Raw genomic sequence first — 26,423 nt, 5'->3', positions numbered from 1 at the left:
CTATACTTAACTGAACTGTCTTCTTCACGTCTTAAGAAATTCAAAAGTTGGTCTTCGTTGCACAGTTTCACTGTCGTAAGCTCCTACATTTTCTCTTATAGTATAGTATGTTTTGCGGATAACTATATATCTCAGGTGCTAAAGAACACCTCAGTAAGCGTTATCACACACGACAGCCATGTGCTTTAATGTCTCCAGTTTTCGCTGGGGGTGCGGAGAAATAAGGGGAGAAATCCCACGAATAATCCCGCCGTCTTACTGCGGTCTTTAGCCCCACAGCGACCCTTCGCGGTCTTTCCTAAAGAGAATCAGTTAAGGAGTCCTTCATGGATAACTGCAATATCATTCCCTTCGGACAACAGCAAATTCGTATTATCACTGATGGTAACGGCGAGCCTTGGTTCTATGCCGTTGATGTGTGTGCAGCACTTGGGATTGTTAATTCTCGTGACGCTTTGTCTAAATTAGATGCAGACGAGAAATCGCAAATTATTGATCCTCACTCGCTGTACAAAATCAATAAAATTAACATCATCAATGAGACAGGTTTGTTTAGATTGGTTTCGCGCTGCCGTAGTAAAGCAGCTAAAAACCTTCAAAAAACAATTCTCTCAAATATTACTCTTTCAAAAGAAAGAATTCTTAATTTGTTTGCTGATCTTGATATTGAGAATTATGATGAATACTTTGTTTACGCAATTCAGGAATGCGAAACAGGTCATATCAAGATCGGTATTAGTAAAGACCCTGAACGCCGCGTTAAGCAGCTTCAAACTGCTAATAGCCAAGAACTAAGATTGCTGCATTATGTCCCAGCTCCAAACCGTTTTCAGGATGAGCAATTAGCACATACTCAAACACCCAATCACATTCGTGGTGAATGGTTTGATTGCGGCGTTGAAAAAGCAGTTAACGTTATTGAATATGTGACAAAGGAATCTCACCGCTGAGGGTTTGCAATACGGGCGCAATGAAACCAGCCCCAACAATCCCCGCGAGACGCAACCGCTGTTTTTCGTGGATCGGTTCCCCGAATTATTGCAGCGGCTGGAGACATTTATTACTGACCACGCGCTGCTGACTACCAACCCGCAATAACGCACCGGCGCTATAAAAAACCCGCTCCCAATTGACTTGGTGAGCGGGTTTTTTATTTGTCACAATTCACGTTTTTGCAAAAGCGGGTTAAAGAGATTTTAACTAAACGCTGAAACGTTCCCGCAGCAGCATTCGCAATGCCCGTTCTTGTCGTTCAATTGCGGCGACGAGAGCAAATTGAATCTCGGCGCGATGGCGATTTTGCCCACGCTCGCTCACGCGGAAATAACGATCTCCATCTAAATGATCGGTTAAAAAACGGATTCCCAATTCAAATGGCAATAACCGGATCGCGTCATACAGCACGGCGATGTCCGCTGCCGTCAACAATCCCGCCGTTGCCGCGCTATAACCGGCGAGCAGATCGGCGCAAATCGCTACATCAAACGCCACCGCGCCCGCGCCGTGCTCACCGCTGCGGTTGCAACACGAGCGCAGACAGTCGCCGAGATCGTGTTGGATCAAGCCGGGCTGCACGGTGTCGAGATCAATCAGCGCCAGCGCCCGCTGCTTCTCTTCAGAAAACAAGATGTTATCGAGTTTGGGATCGCCGTGCGTGACCCGCAGCGCAAGCTGTCCGGTGCGCTGCGCGGTCGCCAACACCGCAGCTAAATCTTGCCGCGCTGCGACAAATTCCGGCACCGCGCCCCGCGCCAGCAATCGCGCTAAATAAACGGGTGTGGCGTGAAAATCCGGCAGCGTGACGTGCAAATGTGACGGCGGCAGCGTGGCGGTGGCGCGATGAAATTGTCCCAAAATCGCGCCGACTTCCCACGCCTGCGCCGAGGTGGTCAGTTGCGGCAGCGAGGCGCTGGCGGCGATCCATTCCTGCATCCGCCAGATCGCGCCGTCGGCATCGCGCACAAAATCCGCGCCATCTCGCGCCGGAATCAAGCTCGGAATCCGCACCGCTGCTGCTGGAGTGGTGGCGAGATGGGCGCTCAACACGCGCCAATTCGCCATGATCTGCTCCGGCGCGGGAAAGACGGCAGCATTGATGCGCTGGAGAACGAAGTGCTGATCGGCGGCAGTGACGCGAAAAGTTTCGTTAATCAGACCGCGTCCCAGCGGAGCGATGGCGCGAATCGGCTGCGGAATGGCGAACTGAGCGGCGAGCGTCAGCATGTGCCAGCCCCCGCTTCGCCCCAGCGCGACATCAATTCATGCGGGACGCCGAGATGATCCAACACGCGAGCGACCATGAAATCGACCAGTTCATCCAGCGTCGTCGGTTGGTGATAAAAGCCGGGCGCGGCGGGCATGATGAGTGCGCCGGCGTGAGCCAGTCGCAGCATGTTTTCTAGGTGAATCGTGGTCAGCGGCGTTTCGCGCAGCACGAGAATGAGTGGGCGGCGTTCTTTCAGCGCGACATCGGCGGCGCGTTCAATCAGCGAGCCAGAGAGACCGGCGGCGAGGCGACCGAGAGTGCCGGCGGTGCATGGACAAATCACCATCGCGGCGGCGGGATTGCTGCCGCTGGCAACGGGTGCCGTCCATTCTTGGCGACCAAAAACGTGCAATTGCGCGGGAGCGGCGTGGAAATGTTCCGTTAAAAACACTTCGGCGTCGTGAGGACGCGCCGGAATATCCAGCCCCGTTTCCAGCTTCAACACGATCTGCGCGGCTTGCGAAATCAGGAGATAAACCCGCACGTTAGCGCGGAGCAGGCAGTCGATGAGGCGCAATCCATACGGTGCGCCAGATGCGCCGGTGAGGGCGACGGTGATGGTTTTTGACCAAGGCATGTTACTGACAACCGCCAACTGGCAACTGCGCCAGCTCCGCCAGCAACCGCTGATGAATCCCGCCAAACCTGCCGTTGCTCATCACCACAATTTGATCGCCAGCGCGACTCTCGCCGACCACCAGCGCCACAATCTCTGCCACCGTCGCGCAGGTCGTCACCCGCTCGCCGAGTGGCGTCAACACTCCGGCGACATCCCAGCCCAAATCTGGCGGCGCAAACACCACCACCCGATCTGCCGCTGCCAGCGCAGGCGCGAGGTGCGCGTTGTGAACGCCCAGCCGCATCGTGTTCGAGCGCAGCTCCACAATTGCCACAATCCGCTGCGCCCCGACTTGCTGGCGCAGCCCGTCCAGCGTGGTCGCAATCGCGGTCGGATGATGCGCAAAATCATCAAACACCCGCACTCCGCCCACTTCGCCGCGCAGCTCCATCCGCCGCTTGACGCCGCCAAACCGACTCACCGCCGCAATTCCCAGCGCCACCGGCACTCCGACGTGACGCGCTGCGGCCAGCACCGCCAGCGCATTGTTGACGTTATGCCAACCGGTATGCGCCCAGCGCACCGTGCCGACTTTTTCTCCGTGAATCAACACGTTAAACGCCGAACCATCCGGCGCGAGCACTTCTGCCGCCCACGCGCCGCCTGCGCCAAACTGCTCCCGCTGCGTCCAGCAACCTTGCGCGATCACCGCGTCCAGCGCGGCATCGGCGCTCGGTTGAATAATTAACCCGCTGCTGGGCACCGTGCGCACCAGATGATGAAATTGCCGCTGAATCTGCGCGAGATCGTCGAAAATATCGGCGTGATCAAATTCCAAGTTATTCAAAATGAGTGTGCGCGGGTGGTAATGGACGAATTTCGAGCGTTTATCAAAAAAGGCGGTGTCGTATTCATCCGCTTCCACCACGAAAAATGGTGCCGCGCCCAGTCGCGCTGACACATCGAAATCTCGCGGCACTCCGCCAATCAAAAAGCCCGGCTCCAGCCCCGCCTCCGCCAACACCCACGCCAATAAACTGGCGGTCGTGGTTTTGCCGTGCGTACCCGCCACCGCCAGCACCCAGCGATCAGACAACAAATTGGCGTGTAACCATTCGGGCCCGGAGCAATAGCGCAGTCCCTCGTCAAGCATGAATTCGACTGCCGGAATGCCGCGCCGCATCGCGTTACCCACCACGACGACATCGGGTGCAGGCTGGAGCACGGCGGCGTCATACCCTTCGCTGAGTTGAATGCCGGCCGCTTCCAATTGGGTGCTCATCGGCGGATAGACGTTGGCATCCGAGCCGGTGACGTGATGTCCCAATTGCCGCGCCAGCAGCGCGATGCCGCCCATAAACGTGCCGCAAATGCCGAGAATGTGTAGGTGCATGAGTCAATTCTGCGCGATGAAAAAAAGAAGGACGCGGCAGTCAGCCTGCGCCAAACAGTCCAGTGACCAGCATTACGGTGATGATTTCTAACGCGATGCTGGCGGCGATGCCCGCTCCCAGCGTGAGATCAAAGGTGTGGCGGAAGATGTGACCGCTCACAACGATGCCCCAAATCACCAGTCCGAGCAGCACAAATGCGCCAATTAAAGCCAAATCAGTCTCTTGCAACGGCGGTGCGTTGAGGCTCAACGGCAGCAGCGCCGCCAATCCGAGCACCGCGCTGCTGCCCGTCAACGCGGTCGCCGCTTGCAGAAATCGCGCCGGGCGCTGGCGCACACTCAACACGGCGTACAGCACCAGCAAGGTGAAGGCGATTTCGGTCGCACTTTGCAGCGTCGTCAGCCACCACGCCACGTCAGCGGTGAGACCGATCAAGATGCCGGCACCCAAATCTGCCAGCGCCGTGATGCCCAATAAAAATGGCGATGATGGTAAATCCTGCGGGGCACGACGCAGCGCACAGAGTTCGATAAAAAAGCGGAGCAACGCTTGCACGATCACATCCTAAAATCGCTGGAAACAGCCGCAATGATACGCGCCAACTGCCATCAGGCCGCCATTGCTGGCGCGTTTCCGCAAAGCAAAAAACAGCGTGTGCAGCGAAAGTTTAACAGTGCAATATCGCGTGAAAATTGTGATTCAATCGTCATTGAATCATCACACCAACGGCACTCATTTATAGTCTGGAAAACAACTTATGTCAGCGCCCACAATACCACTATTTCACCTAATTCTTGCGATTATTGTATTGCTACCAGTGCCAACTGCGGCGACAGAACCCGCATTAGAAATTCCCGCTGCGAATACAGAAACAACTGCTTCACCATCCGCACCCATGTCAGCAACAACCTTAAAAACGATGGTCGATCAAACTGCGCATACGCACGGTTTAGATCGTGATTTAATTCACGCGCTCATTCGCGCCGAATCCGCTTACAATCCCCAAGCTGTATCGCCAGCGGGCGCAGTTGGTTTAATGCAAGTAATGCCCGCAACTGCTGCTGATTATGGCGTTAATCATTCTGCCGCTTTATTTGAACCGAAAACTAACTTAAATACAGGAATGCGTCATTTTAAGCGACTATTAAATAAGTATGACAACATCGCCGCCGCCGTCATGGCATATAACGCAGGTGAAGGCGCATTAGAACGCGGCGGTGGCGTCGTCAACTATGCGGAAACACAACGTTACACGCATCAAGTATTAACCACTTATTTGAAAAGCAAAGGCATTGCGCCCTATTCACCCGAAGCGCGTGCCGTGACTGGCATTGATCTCAATCCAAAAATGGCCACTGCGCAACCCGCAATCAGCACTCGCAAACCATTGAATAAAACCATGACTCAACCGGCGCATGAACCGGAGCCTGAACCATTAAAAACCTATACTCCAGAACCTGATTTGCGCTGGCAAGCAACCTTCAAACAACCCGAATTGAAACCCGAATTAAAAGCACAACTTGAAGCGCAAAATCGACATTTATTAACAACAGTAAAGCCTCCTCCCGCACTCAATGTATCGAGCTTGCGCATCCAGATTCCAGCGCCGCAATATCTCAAATCACCGCCGCGAGCACAATTCACCAGCAGAATGCGTTAAATCAAATTCATGTTTTGAAATGCCGCCAATAAAAAACCCCCGCAAGCGGGGGTAAAATACATCACGTTGCTACACGCTTATCAATTGCGCGATTTATCAACCAACTTCTTCTCCCGAATCCAAGGCATCATTTCCCGCAGCCGCGCTCCCACCACCTCAATCTGATGTTCCGCACCGAGCCGCCGCATCGCTTTCATTGACGCCGCACCCGCCTGATTCTCCAAAATGAATTCCTTAGCGAACTGACCGTTTTGAATCTCAGTTAATACGCGCTTCATCTCCGCCTTGGTCTCAGCAGTCACAATGCGCGGACCGCGAGTGAAATCGCCATATTCAGCGGTATTGGAAATGGAATAACGCATATTGGCAATGCCGCCCTCATAAATGAGATCGACGATCAGTTTCACCTCATGCAAACATTCAAAATACGCCATTTCTGGCGCATAACCCGCTTCCACCAGCGTCTCAAATCCCGCTTGAATCAATGATGTTAAACCGCCACACAATACAACCTGCTCACCAAATAAATCGGTTTCGCATTCCTCGCGGAAACTGGTTTCAATAATACCAGCGCGTCCGCCACCATTTGCTGACGCATACGCCAGCGCAATTGCCCGCGCTTGTCCCGTTGCATCCTGATGTACGGCAATTAAACTCGGTACTCCGCCGCCTTGCGTATAGGTCGAACGCACCAAATGCCCAGGGCCTTTAGGCGCAATCATAATGACATCTAAATCATCACGCGGATCAATTTGTCCAAAATGAATGTTAAACCCATGTGCAAAAGCGAGTGCCGCTCCTGCTTTAATATGCGGTGCAACCTGTTCCCGATACAGCGACGCTTGATGCTCATCAGGCGCAAGAATCATCACCACATCTGCATTTGCTACTGCATCTTCAATCGCTTTAACCGTCAAACCAGCCGCCGTCGCTTTAGCAGCGGAAGCTGAATTGGGGCGCAAGCCAACGGTTACTGCCACGCCAGAATCTTTCAAATTATTAGCGTGAGCGTGACCTTGCGAACCGTAGCCAATAATGGTGACCTGTTTATTTTTAAGCAGTGACAGGTCAGCATCTTGGTCGTAATACACGTTAATTGCCATGCAATTGATCCTAGTGAATAACACAGTGAATTGAAAACAGCGTTGCTGCCAACGCAATAAAATTTGGCGTCACCCAATGACGCAACAACCGCATTAAAACAAATGGTTCATCAATGGTGCGCGACTGAATGCAGAATGATATTGCAGTTGCACCATTTACAACGTCAATCCTTTTTCGCCCCGCGTGATCCCCGTTGGACCAGAACGCACCACTTCAATCAATAACCCTTCGGGAACAGCATCAATAAACGCATCCAATTTTTTGGAAGCACCAGTTAATTCGATGACATAACTGGTATCTGTAACATCAATGATTTTAGCGCGAAAAATATCCGCTAATCGTTTGAGTTCTTCTCGATCTGGACGCTCCGCTCGCACCTTGACCATCATCATTTCGCGCTCAATGTGCGGGCCATCAGATAAATCTAGCAACTTGACAGTATCAATCAACTTATTGAGTTGCTTTTTAATTTGCTCAACGATTTCCTCACTGCCAGTCGTCACTAACGTCATGCGCGACAGCGTTGGATCATCAGTTGGTGCCACCGTCAACGATTCGATATTGTAGCCCCGCGCCGAAAAAAGCCCGGCAACCCGCGACAGCGCCCCAGCTTCATTTTCCAGCAACACGGCAATGATATGTCTCATGGTTATTATCTCGAAAAGCCCCTCTTTTTTCATAAGGGGTTGGGATTTTTAATCAGGCTAATTCCCGCTCTGCCATACCGGGCGCGAGGTGCATTTCATGTTGCCCTTTACCCGCAACAATCATCGGATAAACATTCGCAGTTGGATCAACCACCACATCAAGAAATACCAAGCGATCTTGCAATGCAAATGCCTCCTGCAATGCACCTGCTAAATCTGCTGGTTGCGTCACCCGCATTCCCACATGCCCAAAACTTTCAGCGAGTTTAACGAAATCTGGCAGCGCATCGACATAAGAATGCGAGTAACGGCTCTCATAAAACAATTCCTGCCATTGCCGCACCATGCCCATGTAACCATTATTGAGCAAGAGTATTTTAATTGGCAAGTTGTATTGCTTGCAGGTCGCCAATTCTTGAATACACATTAAAATGCTGGCTTCTCCAGATACGCAAGCCACTGGTGCATTCGGAAATGCTAACTGCACTCCCACCGCCGCTGGCAAACCAAATCCCATCGTGCCTAAACCACCGGAATTGATCCAGCGCCGAGGTTTATCAAAGGGATAGAATTGCGCTGCAAACATCTGATGCTGTCCCACATCAGAAGTTAAATACAGATCGCCATTAGTCACTTGATACAAAGTTTCAATGGCAAATTGTGGTTTAATCAAGGTGCTGGTGCGGTCGTATTCCAAACAATTCAATTGCCGCCAACCATCAATTTTTGCCCACCATTCCGTAAGCGTTTGTGCTTCGGTATGGCGTTCTTGATAGAGCTGCGTTAAATCTGTCAATATGTTGGCAACTTGACCAACAATAGGGACGTCCACTCGCACATTTTTCGAGATTGATGACGGATCAACATCAATATGAATGATTTTAGCGTGTGGGCAAAAATCAGCAATTTTGCCGGTGACGCGATCATCAAATCGCGCTCCAATTGCAATTAACACGTCAGTATCGTGCATTGCCATATTCGCTTCATAGGTGCCGTGCATTCCCAACATGCCAATGAATTGACGATCACTGGCGGGAAACGCACCCAATCCCATTAAAGTGCTCGTGAGTGGAAAACCACTGATGCGCACCAATTCAATCAATGGCGCAGAACCTTCACCAAGGATGACACCACCGCCAATGTAAAAAATCGGACGGGTTGCTTGCAGCATCAACTCGACCGCTTTTTTAATTTGTCCGGGATGACCTTTTGTAATTGGATTGTATGAGCGCAACTGAATGTCACGCGGGTAATAATAGGGAATTTTGATATTGGGATCAGTGACATCTTTAGGAATGTCAATCACGACTGGACCGGGGCGACCGGTGGTCGCAATGTGAAAGGCTTTGCGAATAGTCACTGCCAAATCGCGCACATCTTTTACTAAAAAGTTGTGTTTTACACACGGACGGGTAATGCCAACCGTATCCACTTCTTGGAATGCGTCACTGCCAATCACTGGCGTCGGTACTTGTCCAGTTAATACCACTAATGGAATTGAATCCATATACGCAGTGGCAATACCGGTCACTGCATTTGTTGCGCCCGGGCCAGAAGTGACTAAACAGACGCCGCATTTGCCGGTGGCTCGCGCATAGCCGTCCGCTGCGTGCGCCGCGCCCTGTTCGTGGCGGACGAGGATGTGGCGCATTCCCCCATGCTTGAACAGCGCGTCGTAAATGTGCAACACCGAGCCGCCCGGATAGCCAAATACTAGGTCAACGCCCTCGTCACAGAGCGCCTGCACCACGATTTCTGCGCCGCTCAAGACCGCGCCCGTATCATCTGTTGTGGTTTTAATGTGCATCACGTGCTGCGACCTCTCAGCAATCAGCGCCCGGGATTGGGCGGCATCTCGAAAAAGTTTTGAAGCTACCTTGATCGTTAGAGGCGGTCAAGCCTGTTGCAGTGCAGCACACGTTTTCACACTGTTCGCCCCACTTTCAGCACGTTCAGACGCGAATCTGATACGCCATAGGCGCGGTCGTGAATACTTTGCAAAAATTCCAATTCTGCCCACGCTTCTGGTGGCCAACCACTTGGACTTCCTTGATCGCCAAGAATTAAATCACGGAAGAACGATTCAAAAGCGGATACATCTCCCCAACCCACAGTTAAATGATTAAGTGCTTCAGGAAATTGCGTTTCTAGTATACATAAAACCCCACTTTTTCCAGCACTTTGCGCCTGATCTGCCGCTGTTGGATTTGCAAACACCGTCGCCCGAATTTGCTCAGGAGAATTTATGAGTTCTGAATTGGCATTGTAGCAAGTTTCTGGCAAGCTATTCAAAAGCAAATCCACAAACGTTTTGATAGCAGAGCGCGGATGTTCAAACAACAATTTCAGAGTAAACAAATCAGCCCAATCAAAATAACTAGAACTGAGTTTTTCAACATCAGTGATGCGTGCCCGCAAACGAATTACCGGCAAGCCACGAGTGCCCGCAATTGATAAACGAATACTCTGGTTTTTTTCATACGCGCTAGATACCGTCACCGTATATCTGCCAGTAGATATTTGCAATAAAATCCGGCGCAATTCATTCGTATCATTCACAGTCACTTCCAAATCACGCACTAAAAACGAGTTCGTTTCTAATGGGTCTACTTGGTCACCATGTAGCATTTTTAATAAGCGTTCAAGACGCGCATGACTGCGTGGCGATAAGCTATAAAAACGCGCTGCAATCAAATAGCTACCATTCTGCAATCGCTTCACCCGTACCAAATGCGCATCCGCAGTAATTTTTTCATTTTGCTTCCACGGTAATACGATTCGCAATGAACCAGTTTCTTGTGGTGGAGGGTCAGCAATCACAAAGAGCACCCCACCCCATGAAATATCTTGATTAACTGCGTTCATAGGTTCAACCATCCGCGAAAAAGTCACTTTAATAGGGATATTGACTTGAATTCGCGTTTGAGTGCGGCGATCAGCAACACTAATTTCACTGTGGATTTGATTCATAACAAAGCTCCGATAAACGTCTACTGCGCCGCAGGTCATACCGTAAAAAAGTTGTTTCCAGCGGAATGGAACCATAAACTCACCAGCTTTCACTGACAATGATCTTACTCATGCGCACCTCACAATTTCCGCTGCATACCATCAAAGAAATTCCCGCCGACGCTGAAATCGCTAGTCATCGCCTCATGTTACGCGCTGGTTTAATCCGCAAACTTGCCGCCGGTCTGTACACTTGGCTCCCATTGGGGCTGCGCGTATTGCGCAAAGTGGAGCGCATTGTGCGCGAAGAAATGGATCGTGCGGGCGCTTTGGAAGTGGCAATGCCAGCCGTACAACCGGCCGAACTCTGGCGCGAATCGGGACGTTGGGAACAATACGGGCCGGAATTGCTGCGATTCCATGATCGTCATCAACGTGAATACTGTTTTGGGCCAACGCATGAAGAGATTATTACCGATTTAGCGCGGAATGAACTGAAAAGTTATAAGCAACTACCGATTAACTTTTATCAGATTCAAACCAAATTTCGCGATGAAATTCGCCCGCGTTTTGGAGTAATGCGAGCGCGAGAATTTTTGATGAAAGATGCGTATTCATTTCACCTCGACGACGCCTCACTTGCTGCGACCTATCAACAGATGCACAGCACCTATTGTCGCATTTTTACTCGGTGTGGTTTAGATTTTCGTCCCGTGCAAGCAGATACGGGAAGCATTGGTGGCAATGCGTCACATGAATTCCATGTTTTAGCTACTTCTGGTGAAGACGCCATTGCTTTTTCTACTGCCAGTGATTATGCCGCCAATGTAGAATTAGCAGAAGCCTTACCCTTGGCAACTACCTTGCCCGCTGCAACAGAAACAGCGCGTTTAATTGACACACCAGATGCCCGTACCATTGCTGATTTAGTGACGCAATTTCAACAACCAATTACCCGCACGGTGAAAACGTTAATCGTGGCAGCAGCGGCAACGGCGGATGCAGAACTCATTGCTTTATTAGTACGCGGCGACCACGAATTAAATGCGATTAAAGCCGAAAAATTACCGCAAGTGGCAACGCCATTACGCATGGCAACTGAAGCCGAAATCCGCACAATTATTGGTGCCGGTCCCGGTTCACTGGGTCCTAAAAACTTACCAATTCCTTGTATTGTTGATCACACGGTAGCAGTGACAGCAGATTTTAGTGCCGGCGCTAATCAAGACGGCAAACATTGGTTTGGATTGAATTGGGGGCAGGATTTACCATTGCCAGAAGTTGCTGATTTACGCAATGTAGTTGAAGGCGATCCTAGTCCCGATGGAATGGGTACGTTAACCATTGCTCGCGGCATTGAAGTTGGGCATATTTTTCAATTGGGGCGTAAATACAGCGCCGCATTAAAAGCAACTGTGCTTGGTGAAGATGGACGCGCAACCACTTTAACGATGGGCTGTTATGGCATTGGCGTCTCTCGCGTCGTCGCGGCTGCTATTGAACAGCACCACGACGAACGCGGTATTTGTTGGCCAACTCCAATTGCTCCCTTTGTCGTCGCGTTAATTCCGATGAAATTAAACAAATCTTATCGGGTGCGCGATGTGACTGAACAATTGTATACTGCATTCCAAGATGCTGCTATTGATGTTTTACTTGATGATCGTGATGCGCGTCCCGGTTTTATGTTTGCAGACATGGAGCTTATTGGGATTCCTCATCGCATCGTCATCGGTGATAAAGGCATTGATGAAGGTCAGGTTGAATACAAAGGACGGTGCGATGAAGAGATGCAACTGATTCCACTCACTGACATCGTGGAGTTTATTCGGCAGCGGTTATCGTAACTCACAGTCACAACTTACCAATAACATGAGATTCCAGACGCATACATGAATAAAGAAGCGACTTTTAATCGTGATGAACTCCTTGCCTGTGGTCAAGGTGAACTCTTCGGACCTGGTAATGCGCAACTGCCAATACCAAATATGTTGATGATGGATCGGATTGTGCGCATCGCTAATTTTGGTGGTGCCAATTCTAAAGGTGAAATTCTTGCTGAATTAGACATCACCCCAGAATTGTGGTTTTTTCAATGCCATTTTCCCGGTGATCCGGTAATGCCGGGGTGCCTCGGTTTGGATGCGTTGTGGCAATTGGTAGGTTTTTATTTAGGCTGGATTGGTAATCCCGGACATGGACGCGCACTTGGAGTTGGAGAAGTGAAATTTACTGGGCAGGTATTACCAAATGCAAGTAAAGTCACCTATCACATTGATATGAAGCGGGTGATCACGCGCAAGCTGGTACTGGGTATTGGTGATGGCGTGGTGCAAGTTGATGGTCGTACTATCTACACAGCCAAAGAACTGCGGGTTGGTTTATTTACCTCTACCGATGGTTTTTAGGTAATGTAGTCATTCAATCGTTAACAGTACGCGCAACTCGAATTGTTAACGATTGCAGATTAAAGTCATCACTCTCCACTACGTTTTGTTGTGTAAACGACTTAAAAAGAGGCGCAGATGACCCACAGCAAACACTGGTTACCGCGTTGGTTATATTGGATTTTTCATCATACTGCTCAGGCAAATGTACCGAAATCATTGCCTCAACATACGCTTGTTCCTTGTACGACTGTTGATATTTTAGATGTGCAGTGGTATCCGCCGGAACTGGAGTCTGTGTATACAGCATGGTTAGTTGGAGTAAATGACTTTTGTGACTTACCATTGACTGATCTTGAAGCCAACGCTTTAGATTTATTACAACAAATGGTGAGCGGTAGTTTAGACACTATGCAGGTGGTGCCGCGCTTGCCTGCTATTATTCCGCAGCTCATGCACAGCTTGAAAGATGACACTGTTGGCATTGCACAGTTAGCGCAACAAATTAAACGCGATCCGGTGTTAGTTGGTGAAGTGATTTGTTTAGCCAATAGCCCTTATTATCGTCGCCAGCAGAAAATTTCAAGTATTGAGCAGGCGGTGTTATTATTAGGTCAAAATGGCTTACGGCAATTGGTTTCTCGCATTGCATTTTATCCAATTCTTAATCTGCGGGCTGGGGCAATAACGCGATTAGCTGGTGCGCATCTATGGGCACAGTCGGAGCAATGTGCATTGATTTGTCGTTGTCTTGCTGACCATAAAAAAGTAGATACCTTTGCTGCATATCTCGCAGGTTTGGTGGCAAATATCGGAGTGTTATCTGGGTTGCATTATTTAGATCAATTCTTAAACATTCGTGCATCTGGCGTGCCACATACACCAGCTTTTTATACTGCATTTGTGCAACTCGCAAAACAGTTTTCTTGTCGTATCGTAACCGAGTGGCAGTTTCCAGAACCGATTATTTTAGCACTGTATGAACAAACCCATTTACGCGCTACAGCGCCATGCTCAACACTTGGACAAATTGTGAGTGCTGGCGATCATTGTAGTAAATACTGTCTGCTAAAAACGCCAACGCGGTTGCCAGTGACCACGCAGCAACCGCTTATCAATCATCCTTGTTATAGTCCTTTTTTATAATGACCATCGTGACTTTTTACAGTTTAACCACCGGTAGTCGGGGAGATCGTTTGTTGCTTGCGTGTCGTTTAGTTGAGCGCATTTTGGCGCAGCACTTACGCATTTTAATCTATTGTCCAGAACCTCAACAGGCGGAGCAACTCAATCGCTTACTCTGGACGTTTCGTCAAGATAGTTTTTTGCCACATGGTTTAGTTGGAACGGTTGATCCGACATTAACTCCAGTGCTCATTAGTGTTAATGGTGATCCAGAAACGGAACAACAGGTATTAATCAATCTGTCTTCAGTGATTCCCAGTTTTGTCGATCGCTTTGCGCGGGTATGCGAAGTGATTGATCTTGATCCGGTGCAGCGTGATGCCGGGCGGGATCGCTTTCGTGTATACCGTGAACGTGGTTATGTATTAGAACATCATTTATTGCAGTTGTAAGATTATGCAATTATTGGCGATTGAAACTTCTGGAACGTTATGTTCCGCAGCATTATTGATTGATGGTGTTATTCTGCAGCGGTTAGAATATGCACCACGCCGGCATGGTGAATTGATTTTGTCTATGATGCATTCATTATTGGCTGAGGCGGAATTGTCGGTGCGCGAACTTGATGCGTTGGCATTTGGATGTGGTCCGGGCTCTTTCACCGGAGTGCGCATTGCAACGGCGGTGGTGCAAGGCGTTGCTTTTGCAGCAGAAGTGCCGGTGGTGGCGGTTTCCACGCTGCGGGCTTTGGCGCAGGGGCAATTTCGGCGGGGGGGGCAGCGGCTGGTGTTGACGGCGCTGGATGCGCGGATGAATGAGGTTTACTGGGGATGTTTTATGATTGATGACAAGCACTTAGCGTCGGCATTGGCTCCAGAGCGGGTGTGTGCGCCAACGCAGGTGACTTGTCCGCCCGCATCAACGTGGTTTGGCGTGGGATCGGGTTGGGCGGCGTATGGGACGACGTTGGCGGCGACGGTGGGGACGGCTATGGCGGGGGTGGCGGCGCATGATGATTGTGCGGCTGAAGATGTGGCGACCTTAGCGGCGGCGGATTTGGCGTCCGGAGGCGCGGTTGCAGCCGCTGTCGCCGCACCGGTGTATTTAAGAAATCAGGTTGTTCGCAGTGTTATGCGTTAATTGGCGGCGCGAGTGGGACAAGCCGTGCTAAACTATTTCACATTAACCGCAGCTTTTGTGGCATTTCGCGTTACACTTGCGCTGCGAAACGAGATCGCCGTCTCGAATCGCAGGTGGTGATGGTTAGAAAAAACCACGAGATACTGCCTCGGTTGATAGGTGATGTCTAAAGCGATTCCGTTCGGTTCCGAACGGGTATAACCCTGATCGCTAGATCGGGTTTGAGTAATGCCAGCTGCGGCTGGTACGTCTAAAGTGATGAGGTTGATATGGCAGGCGAATTGGTTTCCGGTACGGTCAAGTGGTTCAATGACGAAAAAGGCTACGGCTTCATTGAACGGGAAGGTGGCAAGGACGTATTCGTCCACCATAGCGCCATCAATGGCGCAGGACGTAAGACGTTACTCGAAGGTCAGCGGGTCACGATGGAAGTGACGCAAGGTCCTAAAGGACCGCAGGCTGAGAATGTCACCCCGAGTTGATCGACCGTTCAACAGCGGGTTACTTGCTGACTGAATAAAGTAATTACGGGGTTCACATGAACCCCGTTTTTTTGTCCAGCGTTTTTGACATTTATTCCGGCAACCCACAACTGCGCAATACCTCAGTTAATTTACCAATCCGAATTGGTTTGGTCACAAAATCATTCATTCCCGCCTCCAAACATGCGCGACGATCTTCTTCTGTAGCATTCGCAGTTAACGCAATAATTTTTGGTTGCTGTTGCGCTGGCAATAATTGCCGAATTTGACGACTGGCGCTAATACCATCTAATTCTGGCATTTGCACATCCATTAAAATCACATCGTATTCCCGCTGTTGCACTGCCGCGACCGCTTCTAAACCATTTTTTGCTAAATCCGCATTTAATCCCAATGATTTTAGCATTTTCATTGCGACCTGCTGATTGATAGGATTGTCTTCTGTCAATAATACCCGCAGCGATGAAGGTGCTGCTGCCGGCGGCGGAGTTGGGGCGGCAGCGGCAGGCGATGTTAAAGATGGTGCCGTTTGCATTTGATTGAATACATAACGTTTTTTATCTTGTTCAGCATCGCCCCAAGTGCGGATGTCGGTTGCCTGTTGATCCAAACACACTGGCATCAATAACGTGCAGCGAAACGTACTACCCAATCCCGGCACACCGCGACTTTCCAGAGTCATTCCGCCGTGAAACAATTCAGCAAGGCGTTGACAAATCGCCAATCCTAAACCAGTCCCACCATAACGACGTGTTACCGAATTATCTACTTGACTAAATTTCTTAAATAAGCGCGATTGCAATTCTAAAGGAACACCAATTCCGGTATCCGTAACACTCAACACCAATTGATAAAATGCGCCCGCGCCGGCGATTTTTTTCATTTTTACCGCTGGCGCTGACAATTTCTGCCCGGTCAAATTGATGTGAATGCTACCGCGCTCGGTAAATTTCACCGCATTATTCACTAAGTTAATCACGATTTGATGCAACCGATGGTCATCGCCAATAAATGCTTTTGGTAAGTTGGGATCAAAGCTAAATTGCAAACTCAGTTGTTTTTCTTGCGCATAATTTTTAATCAAATTCAGCGCACTTGCAACGCAATTACTCAACACAAACGGCACATAATCAAGCTCCAACATCCCCGCTTCAATTTTAGAGTAATCCAAAATATCATTGATTAACACAAGCAGCGCATTACCGCCAGTTTCAATGGTATTTACATACTCGCGCTGCGTTACATCCAATTGCGTAGTTGCCAACAACTCACTAACGCCAATAATGGCATTCAATGGGGTGCGAATTTCATGGCTCATATTTGCCAGAAATTCGCTTTTTGCCCGATTTGCAGCTTCCGCTTCCGTCTTCGCCTGTTTTAACTCAGCATCAGCACGACCTAAGCGCAACTGCGTGTTAATCCGCGCTGCCAATTCACCCACATTAAACGGTTTATTAACAAAATCAACCGCACCTGATGTAAACGCATTAACTTTGCTTTCAACATCAGTACGCGCACTTAACATGATAATGCGTAAATGTGCCATCTGCGGATTTGATTTAAGGATTTCCAATACCTCAAAACCATCCAATCCGGGCATCATGGCATCAAGTAATACGATCTCAATGCCAGTTTCAGACTCCAGCGCAACCAAAGCATCGGTACCATCAGATGCTTGCAATATATCGTATTGATCCTTAAACAGATCAGTAATGAAATCCCGAATACTTTGTTCGTCATCGACAACTAATAAACGCGGACGCGTATCCATTACTCGCGCCCTCGGAAACTTTCAATCAATTCAATAATTTGTTCACGGCGGAAAGGCTTGGTAACAAAGCCGTCAGCACCAGCTTCACGGGCGCGTTCTTCATCAATCTGTTGTGTGGCAGCAGTGAAGATAATAATTGGCGTGTCCTTCGTATTGCTATTGCGTTTTAAGGTGCGACAAATGTCATAACCGGAAATGCCGGGAATCCACGCATCAAGCAGCACTAAATTAGGCTTTTGACTAATGGCTTCTTTAATGGCGGTCGCACTAGTCAATGCACTGAGAATGTTGTAATTATCTTCCAACAAATCCCGCGTAAAGGTAATGACATCTGCTTCATCATCAACGACTAAAATTGAAAGTCGTTCATCTTCAGGAAGATCAATTTGTGGTGCTTCTTCTTTCTCAAAGTGAATGACTTTGAACGCCGGAGCCGCATTCGTGACAACCGGCGCTGGCGGCGGCGTCATTACAGAATCTTGCGGCGTTAGCGTTTGATCTTCAGCAATAGGGAAGGCAACATGGAAAGTGCTTCCTTTACCGAATTCGCTCTCAACCCAAATGCGTCCTTCATGCGCCTGTACAATTCCTTGCACGATAGATAATCCTAATCCGGTACCGCCCGCCATAAATTCATTTTTCCCCGTGCGATGTTTCGTAATATCACCCAAGGTTGAGAACCGCTTGAAGAGCTTACCAATATCCTCCTGTTTAATTCCAATGCCACTATCGGAAACTGCTAAATGCACCATGCCATCTTCTATTGCAGTACCGATGGTAATTTGTCCATGATCGGGTGTGTATTTAATTGCATTTCCTAACAGGTTAATCACTACCTGCGACAAACGATCTAAATCGCCATTGACCAGTGGCAATTGGTCTGCCAGCTCTAACGTTAAGATGTGACCACGACTGTCGAGATATGGTTGTTGCTCGTCAGCAATTTCCTGAATCACCTGATTTAATGAAATCGGCGTGCGTTCTAATACCAGTTTATTTTCTTCGATCCGCGAAATATCTAATAATTCAGCCACAATTCGCGCCAACCGTGTGGCATTGCGTGATACCGTATCCAGCATCTTGCGCTGTTCTTCAGAAATACCGCCACCTTTGCCCTCACGAATTAAATCAACATAGCCTTGAATAGCAATCAAGGGAGTGCGCAATTCATGCGATGCCATAGAGATAAACTTGGATTTTAATTGATCGAGTTCAAGTAATTCTTGATTGACGCGTTCAATCTCTCTAATTTTGGTTTGCAGATCATTTGCCATCTGGTTAAAGGTGACGGATAAATCCTCAATTTCATCACCAGAGCTGATAAAAATGCGGTGCTCTAATTCTCCGGCACCAACGCGGCGCGATCCTTCAGCAAGTGCATGAATCGGTTTGGAAATGGTACGCGCAAACAATAATGCAACGGGTACCAATGCGAGAATAATCCCCAACAATAACCAAATAAACGTTTGGATCAGCGTTTGTGTACGCTCACTCAACATCACATCAGTACGATCACGACTTTTCTCTATTTTTTGATTGGTTAATACCGCTGGCGCAATCACTTCTTGCACGGGTACCACCACTGCCACACTCCAACCTGTCACCGGAATTGCATGATACGCTATGAAATACTCTTGTTGGTTGTTAGCATCAACATAGGTGGTGAGATCGTGCGCACCTTGCATCATGGTTGCAATAATTGTTTGAAATGCCGGATCACGCGCTTTATTTAATTGGTGAACAAACGCTTCATTTCGTTTGAATTCACCCGCAAAGCTGCCACGAAATTCAAGAAAATCGGCAGCGCGTTCTGGAAATGCAATGGCTTGACCAGTCCGCGAAATTAAAAATGCAAAACCACTTTGCTCAACCTGAAGATTCAAAATGCCCTTCACAATTTGGTCAAGGGTAATATCAATTCCGGTGACTGCTACCACCTTCTCTTTGCGATAAACTGGCGCAATACTAGAGACCATCCACCCTAATCCCGCCGGGTCCCAATACAATTCTGTCCATTCTGGCCCGCCATCTGGATTGTGTTGCGCATCCGCTAAATAATAAAAATCAAAAGCGGTCACATCCGGGCTATGACTGAATTGTTTTGGTCCATCTGTCCATTTGAATTCACCACCAACAAAGGGCATACCGCGTGATAATTGACTGGCAGTGTTAATATAAAGCTGTACGGCATACGGATTGGTGGTGGCAATGCTATTAAAAAGAATATCCATGTATTCGGTGAAATAAATTTCCTTTAACGTTTCCTTGTTCACCTGTCCTTTATTATCAACGCCGTTACCAAAAACAGCTAACCATGAATTCCGGTTTTCCTGACGACTGCCAAAAGAATCATGTTCCGGTGCTGGCGCGTAAACGCTTGGCTTGGCGTAACGTTTTAAGGTGTCATTATAATTATAAAGATAGGTGCCAAAATCAGCTAAACGCAGGGTATCAAATTGCACACGCTGTAGGATTTCATTCACATCTCCCGCATGACGTTCTGTGAGTGCCATTAAGCGGGTTTTTAATTCTGCTGCCAGTGCCGCACTACTATCCGTCATCGCCAATTCTGCAATATCACGATTGGCTTGTGAGGCAATTTGTCCGATGTTTAAGGTGCTGCGATACCCTACCCAACCAATAATTAACAGCGGTACCAACGCAGTTAAAATTAAAATAATGAGCAACTTGCTAGTAATGCGAATTTTCATATTTTACTCCGTGCTGCTGCTAAGAAAATCTACTAGGATCAATAATAAGACGCTATATGATCAATTCAGTTTGTTGCAGCGGTAATGGCAAACGTTGTGGTGCGATAATTCGCACCCGTTTATAGCGGGCATGATCTCCGCTCACCACGTTAATGTGTGAAGGCGCAACGCCAAAAGCGTCGGCTAAAAATCGTTTTAAGGCGTGATTGCCTTTGCCATCCACTGGCGGCGCTTGAATTCGCACGCGGTAATAGTCACCACTCGGATCAATGCCAACAAAACGATCATGCGGCGCTCGCGGTTGAACCCGCAGTGATAATTCTAAATCTTTACCGTGCCAGCGATACCAAGGCATTGCAACATCCATTCACTATTAAAAGGGATTGCCGACGAGCCAATTCAATGGTGGGATCAGCAGCATATTCAACAGTGTTAATCCAATCAGCACTAGCATGGGTGAAAAATCAACGCCACTGAACACAGGAATTTGCCGTTGTGCTGGACGCAGCAGCGGATCAGTTAATTGTGTGAGCAATATCACCATCGGATTGTACGGATCAGGATTCAGCCAACTGAGTACCACCCGCAGCAATATCGTAAACAAGAAGAGGTTAATAAAGAGTTCGACCGTGCTTGGAATTGCCCAGCCAATTGCACCGAAGGGCAGCAAGCCGTGTAACAGCGCCAGCAGCGCCAATTCAACGGTGGTGAGCAACCAAATTAACACGAGTGATGCCACATCAATGCCCTGATAGCCGGGAATGAATTGACGCAGTGGGCGCAATACCGGCGAAGTTGCTTTAACAATAAATTGCGATACGGGATTATGAAAATCTGCGCGTGCCCATTGCAGCAAAAAGCGCATGGCAACAATCGCAGCATATAAACCGAACAGCGTTTGAATTAAAAACACTAGCGGCGTTATTAAATAAGAGCTGCTCATCGTTAATTCACCAAAGTTTGTGATAATTCAGCCGCCCGATCCCGTGCCGCCCGCGTTGCCCTTGCAACCAGTGCTGCAAAATCAGCTTCTTGAAACACTGCCAGCGCCCGTTCTGTGGTGCCGCCCGGCGAGGTGACTTGTTCGCGCAATCGCGCCGGTGAAGCGGCATGTTCCATCGCCATTTTTGCCGCTCCCAGCGCGGTTTGAATCGTCAGCAAGCGTGCGGTTTGCGCATCTAAACCCAAGGCGGTGCCGGCCGTTTCCAGCGCCTCCATCAATAAAAAGAAATACGCCGGCCCACTGCCAGAAATCGCCGTCACCGCATCAATTTGCGCCTCTTCCGTCACCCAGCGAATCAATCCGACCGCCCGCAAAATCGTTTCCGCCCGATTGCGCCCCTCAGCATCCACCTCCGGGCTGGCGTGTAATCCAATCGCGCCGGTTTGCACCATCGCTGGCGTATTCGGCATCGCCCGCACCACCGGCAGCGCCGCGCCAAACCACTGTTGCAGCGCCTGCTCGGTCACGCCCGCCATCACCGAAATAATCAACGGTTTGCTGTCCTGCACCGCCGTCGCCAGCTCGCGGCACACCGCCGCCGCCTGCTGCGGTTTGACGCACAGCACCAGCACCTCGGCACCCGCCAGCGCCGCCGTGTTATCGGCAAAAGCGCGTACCCCAAAGTTGGCCTGCACACTTTCGCGCCGCTCCTGACTCGGATCAGCGACCTGAATACTCGGCAACGCATGACCATCGGCGATCAAGCCGGCAATCAAACTGGTGGCCATGTTGCCGCCACCGATAAACGCAATTCTGGCTGTGGTCATCACATCATCTCCGCTACAAAAACTAACAATAGGGCTGCGAATATAGCGCGGTTAGCGCAGGCGGGGCAGATTGCCACCGCCGCCGAGCGGTCAACTGCGCTGGAAACTAGCCTGTAATTGGCGCAGTGCTTGCCCGCGATGACTGAGTTGGTTCTTCACCTCCGGCGCGAGTTCCGCCGAGCTGCACTGGTGAGTTGGCACCCAAAAAATCGGGTCATAACCAAAACCGTTGTCACCACGCGGTGCCGTCAAGATGCGCCCTTCCCAAGTGCCGTGACAGATCAATGGCGTCGGATCGGTGGCATGACGCAAATACACCACCACGCACTGAAATCGCGCCGTCCGCTCCGCCTCAGCAACGTCGCTTAAATCCGCCAACAGCTTGATTACATTGGCTTCATCGCTCGCTCCCGCGCCAGCATAACGCGCCGAATAAATCCCCGGCGCACCGTGCAGCGCGTCCACTTCGATGCCCGAATCATCCGCGATTGCCGCCAAACCGCTGATCTGCGCGGCATGACGCGCCTTGATGAGTGCGTTTTCAACGAAGGTCAAACCGGTTTCCGCCACGTCGGTCACGCCAAACTCCGTTTGTGGCACCACGCGCAACTGCGCAGCGGTAAGCAATTGCCCGATCTCGCGCACCTTGCCGGCATTGTTGCTGGCCAGCACGATGGTGTGTTGAAGTGTTTGTTTCATATTAAATTTCTCGCTCGTCTCAAGTCGCCAGTGCCGCCAATTGCGCCGCTTGTAATTGGTGAATTCCCGCCGTGCCCAGCGCCAGCAGCGCGTCCAATTCCTCACGACGAAACGGTACTCCTTCTGCCGTGCCTTGAATTTCAATAAAACGCCCGTGCTCATCCATGACGACATTCATATCCGTTTCGGCGGCGCTGTCTTCGGCGTAATCCAGATCAAGCACTGGCTCGCCCTGATATATTCCGACTGACACTGCCGCGATCTGCGTGTGCAGCGGATCAGTCGTCAAATCCCCTTTTTTAATCAAACCGTTCAGCGCATCGCGCAGCGCCAGCCACGCGCCGGTAATTGACGCGGTGCGGGTGCCGCCATCGGCTTGCAACACGTCACAATCCAGCGTGATCGACCGCTCGCCCAGCGCAGTCAAATCCACCGCAGCGCGGAGGGAGCGCCCAATCAGGCGCTGAATTTCTAAAGTACGCCCGCCCTGTTTACCTTTTGCCGCTTCGCGGGGCGAGCGTTGGTTCGTGGCGCGGGGCAACATGCCATATTCAGCCGTGATCCAACCTTTGCCCTGCCCGCGCAAAAACGGCGGAATCTGGTTATCTACGCTGGCAGTACACAGCACGCGGGTGTCGCCACATTCAATCAACACCGAACCTTCGGCGTAGCGGGTGAAGTGGCGGGTGAAACGGAGCGGGCGCAGTTCGTGGGGCTGGCGGAGAGAAGGTCGCATTGAAATCCTTGAAGTGACGTTGGTTATTTAAGTCGGCAGTCTGAGATCAGTTGAACTGTTGTGATGAAGGAAGTTCGCTGAAGCGTGAGCGCGGTGAGTCATCAGCGTGTTTTGCCAGCATCGCCAATAACGCAGCGGCATCTTGCGGGCGCTGCGCCGGGTCCATCTGCATCGCCCAATCGGCGGCGGCTAACAAAAACGGTGGATAACGTCCTTTTAATGCCTGTTGCGCCGGCACCAGCAGGTCTAACTTTTGTCGTTCAGGAGCGGGGATGGGCGTGCGCCCGTCCATGCAATTGCGGATGCTGGCGCCGACCGCGTACACATCCGTCCAAGGGCCGAGTTGTCCGGCTTGAAAATACTGCTCCACCGGTGAAAACCCGGCGGTGATGACCTGTCCGCCGCGAGAACGCTCCCGATTGAGCGGCTGCACTGCGCCCAGATCAAGCAGCAATGGTTGCTGCCCATGTCGGAGATGAATGTTGCCGGGCTTGACATCGAGATGAACCATGGCGTGATGATGCAGCAGCGCCAGCGCGTCCAGAATCGGAATGAAAATCTCCAAAATAGAAGTGGTGCTCAAACTCCCTTTGCGCTCTTGCAAATAGGTGGCGAGATTGCGCCCGCGCTCATTGGGCATGACTAAATAACCGGTGTCATACGCCAAAATAAACGACAATACCCGCACGATATTCGGATGTCGCAACAGCGCCAAGGCTTTCACTTCTTGAAAAAAGAGTTTTTTGCCGTAATAAAAGTTTTCGGTGTAATCAAATTTAATCGGGATGACCCGCAGCAGATGATCACGCCGCGCAATTTTATTCGGCATGTATTCTTTGATGACGACCTCTTCACCGCTGTCTTCATCAGTCGCTAAATAGATGAGACTAAAACCCCCTTTCGCAATCTGCTTGATGACGCGATACGCGCCAACGGGGGTGCCGGGGGGGAGAGTCTCGCGGTCGCTGGCCATGAGTGCAGTTGCTATTGTCCGAGGAAACGCGGGTGAAATTCGCCCGTTATAATACCGCCTTCGTGCGCTCGGATAACCCCGCTGCGCATTTGCTTTTTCACCGCTTCGAGACCTCATTGAACCACCATGATTAAAAGTATGACCGCCTTTGCCCGTGAAACCCGCAGTGGTGAGTTTGGCGAACTCACTTGGGAATTGCGCACCGTCAATCACCGTTATCTGGAACCGCATCTGCGCCTGCCAGAAGAATTGCGCAGCTTGGATGTGGCGGTGCGCACCCGCCTCGCTGCCCGTTTACAGCGCGGCAAGGTGGATTGCAGCCTGCGCTACGTCCCGGCAGTGGGCGCAGTCGGCACCTTACGGATTAACCACACCTTTGTAGAACAATTGCTGGCTGCCAATCAGGAGGTCGGTCATCTCATCGGGCGCGGCGCGGAGCCAGCGCCATTTGAAGTGCTGCGCTGGCCCGGCGTGTTACAGCAACAGGAAGTCAATGTCGATCAATTGACAACGGCGGCGCTAGAACTGCTGGAAGAGGCGCTGGATACCTTGTTGGCGACGCGGGAACGTGAAGGAGCGCGGCTGGAAGTGCTGCTGCGCGAGCGGTGCGACCGTTTGCAAGACAGCGTGACGCGGGTGCGGGTGCAGATGCCGGAGGTGCTCGCCAACGTGCGCAAGCGGCTGGCGGATCGTCTCGTCGAATTACGCGCTGAACTCGATCCGCAGCGGCTGGAGCAGGAATTGTCGCTGCTGGCTGCCAAGCTCGATGTTGATGAAGAAATGGATCGGCTGGAGGCACATGTTGCCGAAGTGCGCGAGGTGTTGACGCGCACTGAGCCAGTGGGACGGCGCTTGGATTTTTTAATGCAGGAATTGAATCGGGAGGCGAATACGCTCGGCTCTAAATCTGCTGATGTGGCGGTGACGCGAGAAGCAATTGAAATGAAAGTATTGATTGAGCAATTGCGCGAACAAATTCAAAATCTGGAATAGATCACGACGATGAATGACGGGTTGTTATTGATTATTTCCGCACCTTCTGGCGCGGGGAAAACGAGCTTAATCAATGCGCTGCTGGCGCAGGATGCAGCGTTGGCGCTGTCAACTTCCTGCACCACGCGCTTACAACGTGATGGTGAAACTGATGGCGTTCATTATCACTTTTTATCGCCCGCTGCGTTTCAACAAGCAGTTGCTGACGGCGCGTTTTTAGAATTCGCCGAGGTGTTCGGCAATCACTACGGCACTCGCGCTGCGGATGTCCGCGCTTGTTTGGCGGCGGGACGCGATTTGGTGTTGGAAATTGATTGGCAAGGCGCACAGCAGGTGCGGCAGCGATTTCCGGCGGCAATCGGCATTTTTGTGGTGCCGCCGAATGTGGCGGAATTGGAACGGCGGTTGTGCGGTCGCGCCACCGATAGCGCGGCGGTCATTGCGCAACGCATGGCGCAGGCGCGTTCCGATCTCACGCATTATGTGGAATATGATTATGTGGTGGTTAATGATGAATTTGAGACCGCGCTTCAGCACTTGGCAGCCATTGTGACGGCTGAACGGTTGCGGTTGACGCGCCAGCAATTGCATTTAACCGCTTTATTCACAGATTGAATTAAGGATGTTTTGAAATGGCAAGAATTACCGTTGAAGATTGTTTGAAGCACGTTGATAACCGTTTTGATTTGGTGCTATTGGCAACCAAACGAGCGCGGCAATTATCCAATCGGGTGGAACCGCTGCTGCCGTGGGCGAACGATAAACCGACAGTGATGGCGCTGCGAGAAATTGCAGCAGGCTACATTTCCAATGCGATGGTAATGGCGGCGCAGCGGGAAATTGATGAAACGGCGGCGGCGCAACAATTGGCGCTGGCGACCAGTTTTAAGCCAGAACCACCGGATGATTTGCCAGCGCCGCCGACAAAACGTGCGGAACGTGCAGAACGTGCGGAAAAATCCCGCGATTAGTTTGCGCTTTTGAGTTGTCAGTTAGCGGTTGTCAGTTGTCAGTAAAAAAACGTTGTCACTGTCAACTGAAACCTGACAACTTTTTT

General features: G+C 50.4%; 28 protein-coding genes. 12 read left to right on the top strand and 16 right to left on the bottom strand.

Going from position 1 to position 26,423, the window contains the following annotated elements:
- Nucleotides 1-326 precede the first annotated feature (326 nt).
- Together CKO12_RS09930 and CKO12_RS09925 are read left to right on the top strand one after the other, a co-directional pair.
- A complete protein-coding gene (locus CKO12_RS09930) occupies nt 327-950 on the top strand; it encodes a BRO family protein (RefSeq protein WP_200154587.1) in 624 nt (207 codons plus the stop codon).
- A gap of 4 nt (nt 951-954) precedes the next feature.
- Nucleotides 955-1,098: a hypothetical protein gene (locus tag CKO12_RS09925; protein ID WP_200154586.1), complete on the top strand. Its 144-nt coding sequence runs from the start codon at nt 955-957 to the stop codon at nt 1,096-1,098.
- A 102-nt stretch (nt 1,099-1,200) separates the two neighbouring features.
- Here CKO12_RS09925 and CKO12_RS09920 read toward each other — a convergent pair whose 3' ends face one another.
- Genes CKO12_RS09920 through CKO12_RS09905 form a run of 4 tightly spaced genes read right to left on the bottom strand, consistent with a single transcriptional unit; the run spans nt 1,201 to nt 4,774 of the window.
- Nucleotides 1,201-2,223, bottom strand: coding sequence for a phosphotransferase enzyme family protein (locus CKO12_RS09920; RefSeq protein WP_200154585.1), 1,023 nt, complete (start codon nt 2,221-2,223; stop codon nt 1,201-1,203).
- The gene (locus CKO12_RS09915) at nt 2,217-2,843 is read right to left on the bottom strand and encodes a flavin prenyltransferase UbiX (protein WP_200154584.1); all 627 of its coding nucleotides are present in this window, start codon (nt 2,841-2,843) and stop codon (nt 2,217-2,219) included. The genes CKO12_RS09920 and CKO12_RS09915 overlap by 7 nt, the downstream gene beginning before the upstream one ends.
- Before the next feature lies 1 nt (nt 2,844).
- Nucleotides 2,845-4,218, bottom strand: coding sequence for a UDP-N-acetylmuramate:L-alanyl-gamma-D-glutamyl-meso-diaminopimelate ligase (gene mpl / locus CKO12_RS09910; RefSeq protein ID WP_200154583.1), 1,374 nt, complete (start codon nt 4,216-4,218; stop codon nt 2,845-2,847).
- 40 nt (nt 4,219-4,258) lie between these two features.
- The gene (locus tag CKO12_RS09905; RefSeq protein ID WP_200154582.1) at nt 4,259-4,774 is read right to left on the bottom strand and encodes a hypothetical protein; all 516 of its coding nucleotides are present in this window, start codon (nt 4,772-4,774) and stop codon (nt 4,259-4,261) included.
- Nucleotides 4,775-4,976: 202 nt separating this feature from the next.
- Here CKO12_RS09905 and CKO12_RS09900 point away from each other — a divergent pair, with 202 nt between their 5' ends.
- Nucleotides 4,977-5,879: a lytic transglycosylase domain-containing protein gene (locus CKO12_RS09900; RefSeq protein ID WP_200154581.1), complete on the top strand. Its 903-nt coding sequence runs from the start codon at nt 4,977-4,979 to the stop codon at nt 5,877-5,879.
- An 80-nt stretch (nt 5,880-5,959) separates the two neighbouring features.
- Here the strand turns inward: CKO12_RS09900 and ilvC are convergent, their stop codons facing one another.
- From ilvC to CKO12_RS09880, 4 genes are all read right to left on the bottom strand, one after another.
- Nucleotides 5,960-6,976 (bottom strand): ketol-acid reductoisomerase, encoded by a 1,017-nt coding sequence (gene ilvC, locus CKO12_RS09895; RefSeq protein ID WP_200154589.1) that lies wholly within the window; start codon nt 6,974-6,976, stop codon nt 5,960-5,962.
- Nucleotides 6,977-7,138: 162 nt separating this feature from the next.
- Complete coding sequence (gene ilvN / locus CKO12_RS09890; protein WP_200154580.1) at nt 7,139-7,630, bottom strand: acetolactate synthase small subunit; 492 nt, start codon at nt 7,628-7,630, stop codon at nt 7,139-7,141.
- Between the two features lie 52 nt (nt 7,631-7,682).
- On the bottom strand, nt 7,683-9,437 hold the full coding sequence (ilvB, locus tag CKO12_RS09885) for a biosynthetic-type acetolactate synthase large subunit (protein WP_200154579.1): 1,755 nt from the start codon (nt 9,435-9,437) through the stop codon (nt 7,683-7,685).
- 116 nt (nt 9,438-9,553) lie between these two features.
- Nucleotides 9,554-10,600: a PilZ domain-containing protein gene (locus tag CKO12_RS09880; RefSeq protein ID WP_200154578.1), complete on the bottom strand. Its 1,047-nt coding sequence runs from the start codon at nt 10,598-10,600 to the stop codon at nt 9,554-9,556.
- 110 nt (nt 10,601-10,710) lie between these two features.
- On the opposite strand from CKO12_RS09880, the gene CKO12_RS09875 reads away from it, so the two are divergent.
- The 6 genes from CKO12_RS09875 to CKO12_RS09850 all read left to right on the top strand — a co-directional run bounded on the left by CKO12_RS09875 (nt 10,711) and on the right by CKO12_RS09850 (nt 15,713).
- Nucleotides 10,711-12,426, top strand: a complete 1,716-nt coding sequence (locus CKO12_RS09875; protein WP_200154577.1) for a proline--tRNA ligase — start codon at nt 10,711-10,713, stop codon at nt 12,424-12,426.
- A gap of 45 nt (nt 12,427-12,471) precedes the next feature.
- Complete coding sequence (gene fabA, locus CKO12_RS09870) at nt 12,472-12,987, top strand: 3-hydroxyacyl-[acyl-carrier-protein] dehydratase FabA (protein WP_200154576.1); 516 nt, start codon at nt 12,472-12,474, stop codon at nt 12,985-12,987.
- Between the two features lie 324 nt (nt 12,988-13,311).
- Entirely contained in the window at nt 13,312-14,112 is an 801-nt protein-coding gene (locus CKO12_RS09865; RefSeq protein ID WP_200154575.1) for an HDOD domain-containing protein, read from the top strand.
- Entirely contained in the window at nt 14,112-14,543 is a 432-nt protein-coding gene (locus CKO12_RS09860) for a DNA polymerase III subunit chi (RefSeq protein ID WP_200154574.1), read from the top strand. The genes CKO12_RS09865 and CKO12_RS09860 overlap by 1 nt, the downstream gene beginning before the upstream one ends.
- A gap of 4 nt (nt 14,544-14,547) precedes the next feature.
- Nucleotides 14,548-15,231: a tRNA (adenosine(37)-N6)-threonylcarbamoyltransferase complex dimerization subunit type 1 TsaB gene (gene tsaB / locus CKO12_RS09855; RefSeq protein WP_200154573.1), complete on the top strand. Its 684-nt coding sequence runs from the start codon at nt 14,548-14,550 to the stop codon at nt 15,229-15,231.
- A 269-nt stretch (nt 15,232-15,500) separates the two neighbouring features.
- Complete coding sequence (locus CKO12_RS09850) at nt 15,501-15,713, top strand: cold-shock protein (RefSeq protein ID WP_274599915.1); 213 nt, start codon at nt 15,501-15,503, stop codon at nt 15,711-15,713.
- Between the two features lie 91 nt (nt 15,714-15,804).
- Here the strand turns inward: CKO12_RS09850 and CKO12_RS09845 are convergent, their stop codons facing one another.
- From CKO12_RS09845 to CKO12_RS09810, 8 genes are all read right to left on the bottom strand, one after another.
- The gene (locus CKO12_RS09845) at nt 15,805-17,484 is read right to left on the bottom strand and encodes a response regulator (protein WP_200154572.1); all 1,680 of its coding nucleotides are present in this window, start codon (nt 17,482-17,484) and stop codon (nt 15,805-15,807) included.
- Nucleotides 17,484-20,195: a hybrid sensor histidine kinase/response regulator gene (locus CKO12_RS09840; protein WP_200154571.1), complete on the bottom strand. Its 2,712-nt coding sequence runs from the start codon at nt 20,193-20,195 to the stop codon at nt 17,484-17,486. The genes CKO12_RS09845 and CKO12_RS09840 overlap by 1 nt, the downstream gene beginning before the upstream one ends.
- 52 nt (nt 20,196-20,247) lie before the next feature.
- Nucleotides 20,248-20,550 (bottom strand): DUF167 domain-containing protein, encoded by a 303-nt coding sequence (locus CKO12_RS09835; RefSeq protein ID WP_200154570.1) that lies wholly within the window; start codon nt 20,548-20,550, stop codon nt 20,248-20,250.
- Nucleotides 20,551-20,568: 18 nt separating this feature from the next.
- Nucleotides 20,569-21,138 (bottom strand): YggT family protein, encoded by a 570-nt coding sequence (locus tag CKO12_RS09830; RefSeq protein WP_200154569.1) that lies wholly within the window; start codon nt 21,136-21,138, stop codon nt 20,569-20,571.
- Between the two features lie 2 nt (nt 21,139-21,140).
- Complete coding sequence (gene proC, locus CKO12_RS09825) at nt 21,141-21,965, bottom strand: pyrroline-5-carboxylate reductase (RefSeq protein WP_200154568.1); 825 nt, start codon at nt 21,963-21,965, stop codon at nt 21,141-21,143.
- Between the two features lie 90 nt (nt 21,966-22,055).
- Entirely contained in the window at nt 22,056-22,664 is a 609-nt protein-coding gene (gene rdgB / locus CKO12_RS09820; RefSeq protein ID WP_200154567.1) for an RdgB/HAM1 family non-canonical purine NTP pyrophosphatase, read from the bottom strand.
- A 19-nt stretch (nt 22,665-22,683) separates the two neighbouring features.
- Complete coding sequence (gene rph / locus CKO12_RS09815; protein WP_200154566.1) at nt 22,684-23,400, bottom strand: ribonuclease PH; 717 nt, start codon at nt 23,398-23,400, stop codon at nt 22,684-22,686.
- Nucleotides 23,401-23,446: 46 nt separating this feature from the next.
- Nucleotides 23,447-24,373 carry a serine/threonine-protein kinase gene (locus CKO12_RS09810; RefSeq protein ID WP_200154565.1) on the bottom strand — a complete coding sequence of 309 codons (927 nt, stop codon included), beginning with the start codon at nt 24,371-24,373 and terminating at the stop codon, nt 23,447-23,449.
- Between the two features lie 126 nt (nt 24,374-24,499).
- Here CKO12_RS09810 and CKO12_RS09805 point away from each other — a divergent pair, with 126 nt between their 5' ends.
- Genes CKO12_RS09805 through rpoZ form a run of 3 tightly spaced genes read left to right on the top strand, consistent with a single transcriptional unit; the run spans nt 24,500 to nt 26,337 of the window.
- Nucleotides 24,500-25,366, top strand: a complete 867-nt coding sequence (locus CKO12_RS09805) for a YicC/YloC family endoribonuclease (RefSeq protein ID WP_200154564.1) — start codon at nt 24,500-24,502, stop codon at nt 25,364-25,366.
- Between the two features lie 9 nt (nt 25,367-25,375).
- Nucleotides 25,376-25,981 carry a guanylate kinase gene (gmk, locus tag CKO12_RS09800; protein ID WP_200154563.1) on the top strand — a complete coding sequence of 202 codons (606 nt, stop codon included), beginning with the start codon at nt 25,376-25,378 and terminating at the stop codon, nt 25,979-25,981.
- 17 nt (nt 25,982-25,998) lie between these two features.
- Complete coding sequence (gene rpoZ, locus CKO12_RS09795) at nt 25,999-26,337, top strand: DNA-directed RNA polymerase subunit omega (RefSeq protein ID WP_200154562.1); 339 nt, start codon at nt 25,999-26,001, stop codon at nt 26,335-26,337.
- Nucleotides 26,338-26,423: the final 86 nt, after the last annotated feature.

Source organism: Chromatium okenii (assembly GCF_016583745.1).
GTDB lineage: Bacteria > Pseudomonadota > Gammaproteobacteria > Chromatiales > Chromatiaceae > Chromatium > Chromatium okenii.
Note: the sequence above shows the minus strand (reverse complement) of the source record. Positions and strands in the feature narration are given on the sequence as shown.